This window comes from Parasutterella excrementihominis YIT 11859 (genome assembly GCF_000205025.1).
Taxonomy (GTDB): Bacteria; Pseudomonadota; Gammaproteobacteria; order Burkholderiales; family Burkholderiaceae_F; genus Parasutterella; species Parasutterella excrementihominis.
Genome location: NZ_GL883686.1, coordinates 19467 through 29884, shown reverse-complemented (window position 1 = coordinate 29884; position 10418 = coordinate 19467). Strand labels below are relative to the sequence as shown.

The 10418-nt window shown below is 44.8% G+C and carries 8 protein-coding genes; 4 read left to right on the top strand and 4 right to left on the bottom strand.

The window, feature by feature from the left end; genetic code table 11:
* Positions 1-26: 26 nt before the first annotated feature.
* The gene (locus tag HMPREF9439_RS02590; RefSeq protein ID WP_008863599.1) at positions 27-1124 is read right to left on the bottom strand and encodes a type II asparaginase; all 1098 of its coding nucleotides are present in this window, start codon (positions 1122-1124) and stop codon (positions 27-29) included.
* A gap of 277 nt (positions 1125-1401) precedes the next feature.
* On the opposite strand from HMPREF9439_RS02590, the gene HMPREF9439_RS02585 reads away from it, so the two are divergent.
* The 4 genes from HMPREF9439_RS02585 (at position 1402) to HMPREF9439_RS02570 (ending at position 6939) form a co-directional block, all read left to right on the top strand.
* On the top strand, positions 1402-4236 hold the full coding sequence (locus HMPREF9439_RS02585) for a valine--tRNA ligase (protein WP_008863597.1): 2835 nt from the start codon (positions 1402-1404) through the stop codon (positions 4234-4236).
* 20 nt (positions 4237-4256) lie between these two features.
* Entirely contained in the window at positions 4257-5240 is a 984-nt protein-coding gene (locus HMPREF9439_RS02580; protein WP_008863596.1) for an autotransporter outer membrane beta-barrel domain-containing protein, read from the top strand.
* Positions 5241-5347: 107 nt separating this feature from the next.
* A complete protein-coding gene (locus HMPREF9439_RS02575) occupies positions 5348-5776 on the top strand; it encodes a DNA polymerase III subunit chi (RefSeq protein WP_244862370.1) in 429 nt (142 codons plus the stop codon).
* Between the two features lie 185 nt (positions 5777-5961).
* Positions 5962-6939: a LysR family transcriptional regulator gene (locus HMPREF9439_RS02570; RefSeq protein WP_008863594.1), complete on the top strand. Its 978-nt coding sequence runs from the start codon at positions 5962-5964 to the stop codon at positions 6937-6939.
* Here HMPREF9439_RS02570 and HMPREF9439_RS02565 read toward each other — a convergent pair.
* The 3 genes from HMPREF9439_RS02565 to HMPREF9439_RS02555 form a co-directional block, all read right to left on the bottom strand.
* Positions 6936-7808, bottom strand: a complete 873-nt coding sequence (locus HMPREF9439_RS02565; protein ID WP_008863593.1) for a DMT family transporter — start codon at positions 7806-7808, stop codon at positions 6936-6938. The two genes, HMPREF9439_RS02570 and HMPREF9439_RS02565, sit on opposite strands and share 4 nt — an antisense overlap.
* Before the next feature lie 83 nt (positions 7809-7891).
* Positions 7892-8968, bottom strand: a complete 1077-nt coding sequence (locus tag HMPREF9439_RS02560) for a lyase family protein (RefSeq protein WP_008863592.1) — start codon at positions 8966-8968, stop codon at positions 7892-7894.
* Between the two features lie 13 nt (positions 8969-8981).
* Positions 8982-10412, bottom strand: a complete 1431-nt coding sequence (locus HMPREF9439_RS02555) for a lyase family protein (RefSeq protein ID WP_008863591.1) — start codon at positions 10410-10412, stop codon at positions 8982-8984.
* Between the last annotated feature and the right edge of the window lie 6 nt (positions 10413-10418).

The following is a 10418-nucleotide window of genomic DNA, read 5'->3' as shown; positions in this document are numbered from 1 at the left end:
AGTTCGTCGAATTGTGATTCTTTTAATTAATATTGTTTGAACATTTCCGAAATCTTCTGCGGATCATTGGTCTTGGTTAAACCCAACTGCAGCAGGATTCTTGCTTTTTGCGGATTGAGCGTGCCGGCGTGAACAAATCCTGCCTTATCCCAAGCAGCTGTAGATTCAATCGTCGGGCCGTTTGGAACTCTGGCAGAGCGCACGACAACGATACCTTTCTTGGCAGCGTCATAAAGAGCTGGTTCAGCTGCTTCATGAATAGAGCCGTTCCCAGTTCCGGCATGAACGATACCTTTTGCGCCGTTGGCAACGGCAGCTTCGGCCATTCTTCCGTCATCATTCACATGAGAGTAAATAATGTCGACTCGAGGAAGATCGTTTAGATTGCTGACATCGAATTCGGTATCTATTGTATGCTTACGGGTTGTAGCCTTATAGAAAACCGGACGGCCGTTTTCAAAGTAACCGAGGTAACCGAGTTCCGGGCTTTGAAAAGTGTCAACTCTTAGAGTGTTTGTTTTTTGAACATCTCTGGCGCCATTAATATTGTCATTCATGGCAATCAGTACACCTCTGCCCTTAGCATCCTTAGATGCGGCAAGATTTACGGCATTCAAGATATTCACAGGACCGTCAGCGGAAATAGCTGTTGCCGGACGCATAGCTCCTATGATGACGACTGGCTTGTCGGATTTTATCACAAGGTTCAGGAAATAAGCTGTTTCTTCAAGAGTGTCAGTGCCATGTGTGATCACGATACCGTCTACGTCAGGTTTGGCAAGCAATTCATTTATACGCTTGGCCAATTTCAGCCAAATTTTGTTGTTCATTGATTCAGATCCAATATTGGAGATCTGCTCACCTTTGACATTGGCAACCTTGTGAATCTCAGGGACAGCTTGCAGCAAAACATCAATACCTAGCGCACCAGCTTTGTAGCCCGTCATTTGGGTGTTGCTGGCGGCAGAGCCGGCGATTGTTCCTCCTGTGGCCAGGATCACGACGTTTGGCTTCGCAACTTTTTGCTGCTGAACCGGAGCTTCGGCTGCATGAGAATTAACTAATCCGGCGGATAAAAAAGCGCTGGAAATAAATATGGCTGTAAAGCATTTTTTGATGTGCATTGTTTCCTCCTTGAGTAAATGCGAGATCAAATTAACGAGAAAAACGCTTCCAGCCAAATAGCATTAGGAAGAATTATTTTTTGAATAAGAAATGGTTATCCCATTTTTATCTTCTGATTCCGGTCATACTTCTCCTCATATGCCCCTTTCCGTTTCTCCAAGATTTCATACGTTTACAGTCAAATTTTCCGACTTTTTCTTATTTTTCGCGGAAAGCCTCAATACGTGAGAAAATAAGAAATTCTATTTTTGATTCGCATATTCACATTTCAGCACCATGAGCGAAACACAGAACAAAGAACTCGCTAAGAGTTACGATCCGGCTTCGATTGAAGCCAAGTGGTATCCCTTCTGGGAACAACAAGGTTATTTCAAGGCCGGCCTTGAAGAAGGCAAGCCCTCTTTCTCTATCCAGCTGCCGCCGCCGAACATCACCGGTATTCTTCACATGGGTCACGCCTTCAACCACAGCGTGATGGACTCCCTGACCCGTTTTTATCGCATGAACGGCTACAACACGATGTGGCTGCCGGGAACCGACCACGCCGGTATCGCAACTCAGATCGTTGTTGAACGCAAACTGGAAGCTCAGGGTAAGAATCGCCGCGATATGCCTCGCGACGATTTCGTGAATGAAATTTGGAAGTGGAAAGAATATTCCGGCGGCAACATTCTCAAGCAGATGCGTCGCTTAGGAGACACCCTTGACTGGGACCGCCTCTATTTCACGATGAACGATGATCTTGCCAAGGTGGTGGTTGACTGTTTCGTTGATCTTTACGAAAAAGGCCTGATTTACAGAGGGCGCCGCCTCGTTAACTGGGATCCAAAACTTCAGACTTCTGTTTCCGACCTGGAAGTCGAACCGAAAGAACAAGACGGACATCTTTGGGAAATTCGTTATCCGGCTGCTGACGGCTCCGAAGGCGTCGTCGTTGCAACGACTCGTCCGGAAACTATGTTCGGCGACCAAGCTGTTGCGGTCAATCCGGAAGACGAACGCTATAAAGATTTAGTGGGAAAGAAACTGAAGCTTCCTCTGACAGACCGAGAAATCCCCGTCATCGCTGACGATTATGTGGATAAAGAGTTCGGTTCCGGCTGCGTGAAGATTACGCCGGCTCACGACTTCAATGACTTTGAAGTCGGTAAGCGCCATAACCTGGAGCAGGTCAACATCATGACCAAAACGGCACATCTTAACGATAACGTGCCCGAAAAATACCGCGGCATGGATCGTTATGAAGCTCGTAAAGCCGTCATTGAAGATTTGAAGGCTCAGGGCCTTCTTGTCGGTATCAAACCGCATAAACACATGGTTCCGTTGGTGCCGAGAACCGGTGAGGTAGTTGAACCGATGATCTCAGAACAATGGTTTCTGGCAATGAGTAAGCCGGCTCCGGAAGGCAGCCGTTATCCAGGCAAGTCTCTTTCTGACCTCGGTTTGGAAGCCGTTCAGGAAAATCTGGTGAATATTTTTCCGGAACAGTGGCAGAAAGTTTACAAAGACTGGCTCTCTAACATTCAAGATTGGTGCTTGTCCCGTCAGCTCTGGTGGGGGCATCAGATCCCGGCTTGGTATGACGACAAAGGCAATGTTTATGTTGCTCATACCGAAGAAGAAGCTCAGCAGAAAGCGGGAGAGGGCGTCAAGCTTCATCGTGATGAAGACGTTCTCGATACCTGGTTCTCTTCTGCCCTCGTGCCCTTCTCTACATTAATTAACGATCCGAAGGCTTTCGATATTTATCTGCCTTCCTCTGTTCTTGTGACCGGTTACGACATCCTTTTCTTCTGGGTTGCTCGTATGATCATGATGACTCGTTTCTTCACAGGGCGCGTCCCCTTTAAGAATGTCTACATTCACGGCCTGGTTCGTGATGCCGAAGGCAACAAGATGTCCAAGTCCGAAGGCAATACTTTGGACCCGCTCGACATCATCCAGGGCGTTGATCTCGAATCCTTAGTCAAGAAGAATACGACCGGCCTTCGTCAGCCCGAAAAAGCTCCGATCGTTGAAAGGAAACTGAGCAAGCATTACCCGGAAGGCATCAATGAAATCGGTGCGGACGCCCTGCGCTTCACGATGGCTGCCTATGCAACCCTCGGCCGTAATGTGAACTTCGACGTCAAACGCGCCGACGGTTACCGCAATTTCTGCAACAAGCTCTGGAACGCCACACGCTTCGTTCTGATGAACATTGAAGGCAAAGACTGCGGTCTTGATCCGAATGCTCCGATGGAATACTCCGCTCCAGATCAGTGGATTTGGTCCGAGTTCGAACGTACTGTTCAGGAAGTCCGTAAGGCCTTTGAAGACTACCGTCTCGATAACGCTGCCAACGCAATCTACTCCTTCATTTGGAACCAGTACTGCGACTGGTATCTTGAACTTTCTAAAGTCCAGCTCAACCAAGGCAACGAAGCTGTTCAGAGAGCTACCCGCCATACACTGGTTACCGTTCTTGAGCAGACGCTGCGCCTGGCTCATCCGATTATTCCTTTCATTACGGAAGAACTTTGGCAGAAGGTCTCTGTTGTTGCCGGTGTCCGCAGCGAAAATTCCGTCGATTCTCTGATGGTTCAGTCCTATCCCGTTTATGACCCGGCAAAGGTCAACACACAGGCGGACATGACGATCAATGAACTTAAAGCCATGGTTGATGCCATTCGCAACCTCAGAAGCGGCATGCTCGTGCCTCCTTCTAAGAAAGTTCCACTGGCTATCAGCAGCCGTGACGGAGAAGCTCGCGCAAGAGCCGAGAAACTCACGCCTTATCTCCAGACGCTCGGCCGTTTGGAAGAAGTGATCTTCACAGATGATCTCGAAACCGTTCGTCCTGTCGGCTCCGCTGCTCCGGTGGCAGTCGTTGACGATTTCAGCCTCATGCTGATCATCAAAGTTGATGTTGCCGCTGAACGTGAACGTCTGAATAAAGAGATTACCCGCTTAGAAAATGAAATCGCTAAGGCCAACACAAAGCTTTCCAACGAAAACTTTGTTAAGAAGGCCCCTGCTAAAGTTATTGAACAGGAAAGAAGCCGTTTGGCCAGCAACGAACAGCTGCTCGCTTCCAACAAGGAACAGCTTTCTAAGTTGCCTCAGGCCTAATTCTTTTCCCGGAGAGAAAAATGAAACTGATTCGACTTGCACCCCTCGCTCTGGCTGTGTTTTCAGCAGCCGCCAGTGCTGATATGTTCACTGCCAATCTTTACGATGTGAACAATATCAACCAGGACGTGATTGATTCAAGATTGTCCATGTCCGGTCCTTTGTTTAACGGCTGGGACCGTACCTTTAAACAAGGCGATCCTTGGGTTGAAGCTTATGGCATGACGCACCGAATTAACCGTACCGGCGACTTTGGTAAGTTCAAAAACAAAGGTGCTGGGGGTGTCTTTGGTTACGACCATGTTATTGCTGACAATTTCCGCTTAGGCCTCGCTTTGAACGGGGGCGCTGGTAAGCTGAAGTGGTATGACAATGAAGGTGAAGATGATTTAAAGATTGACTCTCATTGGTATGGCGCCAACCTTTACGGAACTTGGACTGGAAAAAAAGTTAATGTCTTAGCTAATTTGGGCTATACCCATCAGAAAGATGACGGCAAACACGACATTGAGGATCGTAATTCCCACGCACTCAATGCAGGCCTTCGTTTTGAAACCAGCTTTGTCGCGGGCGGAATTTCTTTCGTTCCTTACTACGGCGTCCGCTTCACGCATCTTTCCAATGGAGCCTTGAAGTCGGACGGTACTGATAACCTCGAACCGGGAGAAACGCCGGAGCCAAGTTCTGTGAACATGTCAGGCTCCAATATCTGGCAGTTCCCCGTTGGCGTTAACGCAGGTTTTGAGTACACCTGTGCTGCTGGCTGGAAGTCCCGCACGATGATCGATTTGGCCGTCATTCCGACAGCCGGAAAGCGCAAGACCTATTTCAGTGGAGAGGAAGGAGGTTCCGGCAGATTTGCAAACTCTGTCACCTATCGAGGTAAAGTGGGCCTTCAGCTGACGAAGGGACAGCATTCTTTCGGATTTATGTACGGCGTAGCTGCAGGCGCACACGGCAGTTTCGGACAGAATGTTACTCTGAATTATCATTTCATGTACTAAGGCTGAATTGCTTTGAACAAGGGGTCGGCTCGTCCGGCCTTTTGTTTTGAGCACTAAATTTGCATGCTCGCTTGATTCAAAACATCGATTATGACAAGATTTCAGTCATGTCAGATTTAGCATTTCATACCGGTGTTGAAAACCGTTTCAAATACGCTTGTTTGGCCATGCGTAAAGCGCAGCGGCTGAATATGTCTGCGTGTGTACTCTTGGAAACGGATGATGAACTTCGTCGGTTTGATAATATGCTTTGGGCGTTCGAGCCCACCTCTTTTATTCCCCACGGCCGTCCTAATACACCGGACATGCAAAGAGGCGGCGTGGCCCTTTCCACTCATGCGGCTGATCTTCCCGGTGCCGAGCTTTTAGTTCTTTTAACGCACGGCGCGCCAATTGATACAAAGGCCTTGATGGAACGTTTCCCTAAAATTATCGATATTGTCGGCAGAGACGATCCCGAATTAACGGAGGGGCGGCATCGCTATGTCGCCTACAAAAGACAAGGTATTGAGCCGACAGTTGTTAAGCGCGGCTAGGAATTTTGGAATGAATTTTCTTTTCTAGCCATAATAAAGAAAATTCAAGTTATCACTCGGAGACTGGCTTATAAACTTAGTTGTTGGAACGTTCACTCAAACAAAAATCTCTAAAATAATAAGGTACTGTTTATCTAAAAATCCAAGAATACCACTTCACCCCATAATCCTCAGGAGTCTAGTGAATGACAGATCTAACTTCATTTTCTCCCCTAGATAAAGGATTAGAAAATTTTTTACTCTTGAGCCAATTGGGAAGTTTCTCAAAAGTCGCTGAATATAAAGGTCAAACTCAGCCCGCCATCACCAAGTCGATTAAACAATTAGAAATCCAATTGGGGTTGCAACTAATTGATAACAGTCAAAGGCCCGTAAAATTTACGTTTGCGGGGATAAAACTGCAAAGTGCGCTAAGAGATTATTCTTCTCAAATCTCTTTAGCTATTGACGAAATAAAAGATATAGATTCTGTTCGTCAAACGTATCGTTTAGGCTTCATTGATTCTGCAGCTTGTTTGCTTTCGACTTGCACCTGTGAGAAGTTAAGTAAGGTTTCATCAGGGTTGACGATTATCACAGGCCCTTCCAATCTGCTTCTCAGAAGGCTGTTGGAAAACCAGCTGGACTATATCGTAGTCAGCGACTCCTTCGGGGAGGAAAATAGAGTGTTGCGCAGACCTCTGTTGGAAGAAAAGTGGATGATAGCCCTGCCTCCACAACTTTCCGGGATTCAAGTACTCAATTGGCAGTCGGTAATTTTTTCCGGGATTCCCTTTATTCATTCCCCTGATCAGAGCGGAGACGGTCGATTTATTGAAAAACTCCTTTCTATTTTGCCCTATAGATTGCCTAACTATCTGAGCACTAACAGCAATGAAGTTCTGATTTCCCTCATTATGGCGGGAAAAGGCTGGAGCATCGTAAAACCGACAACCATAGCACAAACTGGACATCGACTTAGCAGAGAACAGCTCCGGCATCTTCCAGAAACAGAGGAGATAACCTCTTCCCGTTTCTGGCTTATGACACGGAAAGGAGAAAATCCCTCGCTCTCAACGAACAGACTTTCACGAATTTTTAAAGATTGTTTAAAAGAATGGAGGGATAATACTTTTACCAAATTTTATAAAGACACTCCCCGAATCACAATTTTTGAAAATTAGCCCTTCTTGTTTTCGAATACCAATACAGCTACAGCGGAAATTAAACACACAATGCCTATGGACATATTCATGGTTATAGGCTCGTGAAGAAAAAAGATTCCTAACGCTGTTGCCATCAAAGGTTCTGTCAGCGCTAATGTAGCAGCAACAATCGGAGACGTAAGCTTCAAACCGCCAACAAAGCAAGGAAAGGCAATCCCTGCAGTAATTACGCCTAATCCGAGGGAAACAAGAATACCCTGAGTTGTAAAAATCCAATCTAACGGATAAAAGAAAATGACCGGAAGCAACAGAAGGGAAACAAAGGACATTTCCAAAAGCATTGCATTTTCCGGGCTAATATTCTTGACGACTTGACCAATAAATATTATTTCAACTGCGTAAGATAAGCCGGCCAGTATCGGCAATAAAAGAGCCCAGCCAATAGCTTCGCCAGAAGAAGTACCCGCTGAATTAATTAGAACTACTCCTATGATTGCCAAGAAAGTAGCAATCGTCCAAAAAAAACTTGGTTTTGACTTGTAAAGTAAAAAGGCAAGGATGGCTGCCCAAATGGGTGTTGTCGCAATCGAAATGACAGAACCGACTGCTACACCGAGTTTGCCAACGGATGAAAAGAAAAAAATTTGGTAAAGCAGAACTGCGATCACTGCTGTAAAGAGAGCTTTCCAAGCAACTTTCTTCATGTTGAAGGGAAATTGCTTTGTAAAGAAGCACCAAAGGAACAGAGTTATTGCTCCAAGAAGCATTCGAATTTCTGTGATCACAATTGGTGTGTTTCCTGCAGGTGCAACTTGCTGGAGAGTTCCGGTTGTACTAAACAGCAAAGAACTCAATAAAATTAGGAGCGGACCTCTAAGATTTTTCATTATTTGTATTTGGACATTAGCATTCCCAATAGGTTTCAGTACGAAGTGAAACCTATTGGGTTGACAGTTTGCAGCAAAAAATTTTATTTAGAGCGAATTCTCTGACAGAGCTCTTCGCACTGGTCTTGATTGGGAGTCATTCCCGATAAACACTTTTCAATGAGATTGTCTATCGTTGAGGCCAATAATTCGCAACCTAAGAATAAAGACCTCACGGCTGTGACAGGCTGACTATCAAGCTCCAACCAACCTGCAGAAATACTCATAACAAGACCTAAATGCCCCGAATTGATTTGATCTGCTCCGGACATCGCCATTTCTAATATCACAGGATTAACTTTGCCGGGCATAATGGAGCTTCCGGGGGCAAGAGCCGGAAGGCTGACTTGGTTGATCCCTGCCCTCGGACCGCTGCAGAGCAGACGAAAATCTTTTGCTAGTTTTCTTAGCGCAACAGCAACCATCTCTGCAAAGTTGTAAGCAGCCAAAAGGTCATTTCGAAGTCCAATAGAAGCCAATGGATTGTCTGAATTTCTGAAAGACACATTGAAGGTTTCTCTTAAAGATCCTTTCAGCTCTTCCATGCAATAAGCATTTGCTTCTAAAAGAGAAGGCGAATTAAAAGTTGCACACAGACAGGAAGCCGAACGAAGCTGCGTTGCTTCATAGAATGAAGAAGCGTAACAACCTATCGCTTTATTCCAACTCATTACGCCATAATCTTTCAGATTTTTCCTAAGGGGTACAGAGACATTAGGATATTCTTTGGATTTATTTTCCAGACATTTAATTATGCGCTGACAACTCAAATCTAATCTTTGAATTGCCTGGACTTTAAGAACGGATTGTAAAATAAATACCTGCTCTTCTATTGAGACCGATTTCTCTACTTGTTGAACTTCTTCTTCAAAGAGCTCGAGATCGGACTTTTTTAAGAAACATGCATTTTTCTTGACTACATCCAGAATGTTTTTATTGAACTTCTCATTTGTCAAAAACAAGACATTTGGTAGGTCTTTCATTCCGAATGAGGATAAGGTTCGATCGATTACCAAAGGTAGATATTTTCCTTTTAACGAAATGGATATAGTCTTCTTGAGCTTTAGCAGGTTTTCAAAGCAAGCTTGATCGAAGCTATAACGTCTGATTAAGTTATTCATTGTGGAAAGCCCTCTATTTATTCGTTCTTAATTTCTCTTGATATTTCCTAATCAATTGCTGAGTGGATGATGAACGTGTCATAGTTCTAACATCAAATATTTCTTTGGCATCCTCCTCAGGAATCAGACCTTCCGAAATACAAATCTCCAAGCAAGACTGCTTTTTTTCGAAAGCTTTGTGGGCGATCTTTGTGCCAAATTCATAACCATAAATAGAACTTGCGCTAGTTGCCAATGCTGTGGAAATCGTTGCATTTCTCAATGCTTTGTCTTTATTCACTGAAACTTCCTTTAAAGCCTTTGTAAAAAGCGGAATTACTTCCTGTGTGTTCAAAAGAAGTTCAATAATGTTTGTAAAAGTACTGCCGGTTGTAACTGCTAAATCTAAGTCGTCATTATTGGTTGCTAAAACAGCAAGGTTCTGGCAAGAGGCAGCTTGTTGTTTCAACCTCACCATTGCTTCGAGAGCACAATAAGCGTCAGATACGTCAGACCTCCAATAAAACTCATTAAATCCAGCCTCGGGTCCCGAGGAGAATAAATAAAGATCAGAGGCGATACGTGAACAAGCCGTAATGACGGAAAGGACTCCGCCAGTTAAATGAATAAATTCATCACAGTTTTGAGAAGCGTCGAATAAGGCACTATCTTCAATGACTTCTTCCTTAAAGGAAGAAATTTTTATTGGTAGATCAAATTCATTGCTTAGGTTTCGAAAAATCTTTTCTCTAAATCCCGGTTCTAAACCTATGCCGGTTCCTAAAACAGTAGCTGTGAGAGCTACATTTAATAAGGCTGCCTGTCTGTTTCTGAGTTCCTCAATATTTCTATGCAGTAAAGAATGCCACCCGCCGGCCATTTGGCCAAAGGTCATGGGAACCGCATCTTGCAGACACGTTCTTCCTAAGCGAACAATTCCTTTCCAACTCTCCGCCCTCTCCTTTAAAACATTCTCAAGGCCGTCACAAGCTTTGAGAACTGAATTAATGAGCAGGTATAGCGTAAGACTTTCTACTGTTGGGTAAAGGTCATTGGAAGATTGACTCATGTTGACATGAGTATTTGGGTGTATCGGGCCAGGCCCTATTTCTCCAGTCAGCAACTCGTTTGCTCTATTGGCAATAATCTCATTGGCGTTCATATTCACACCAGTACCATGAGAAACCCAGGCATCTGTAACGAAATTTTCGTTGAATTTGCCTTCTATCATTTCTTCGCAGGCATGAATAATGACTCCTGCTTTTTTTTCATTTAGTGCGCTTATCTCCAAATTCGTTAGCGCGCAAGCTTTTTTAACTTTCCCTATAACCTTTATCAAGAGCGGGAGGTCGGAAATCAAAATTGAACGAATATAAAAGTTTTTTAAACGTCTAGCTGTTTGAGCTCCGTAGTAAACATCAGATGGGAGCTCAACGGAGCCAAGACCATCAACTTCTTTTCGCATCAGTTT

Coding starts and splice junctions, on each gene's coding strand:
- HMPREF9439_RS02590 (WP_008863599.1), bottom strand. CDS start 1,124: ATGCACATCAAAAAATGCTTTACAGCCATATTTATTTCCAGCGCTTTT.
- HMPREF9439_RS02585 (WP_008863597.1), top strand. CDS start 1,402: ATGAGCGAAACACAGAACAAAGAACTCGCTAAGAGTTACGATCCGGCT.
- HMPREF9439_RS02580 (WP_008863596.1), top strand. CDS start 4,257: ATGAAACTGATTCGACTTGCACCCCTCGCTCTGGCTGTGTTTTCAGCA.
- HMPREF9439_RS02575 (WP_244862370.1), top strand. CDS start 5,348: ATGTCAGATTTAGCATTTCATACCGGTGTTGAAAACCGTTTCAAATAC.
- HMPREF9439_RS02570 (WP_008863594.1), top strand. CDS start 5,962: ATGACAGATCTAACTTCATTTTCTCCCCTAGATAAAGGATTAGAAAAT.
- HMPREF9439_RS02565 (WP_008863593.1), bottom strand. CDS start 7,808: ATGAAAAATCTTAGAGGTCCGCTCCTAATTTTATTGAGTTCTTTGCTG.
- HMPREF9439_RS02560 (WP_008863592.1), bottom strand. CDS start 8,968: ATGAATAACTTAATCAGACGTTATAGCTTCGATCAAGCTTGCTTTGAA.
- HMPREF9439_RS02555 (WP_008863591.1), bottom strand. CDS start 10,412: ATGCGAAAAGAAGTTGATGGTCTTGGCTCCGTTGAGCTCCCATCTGAT.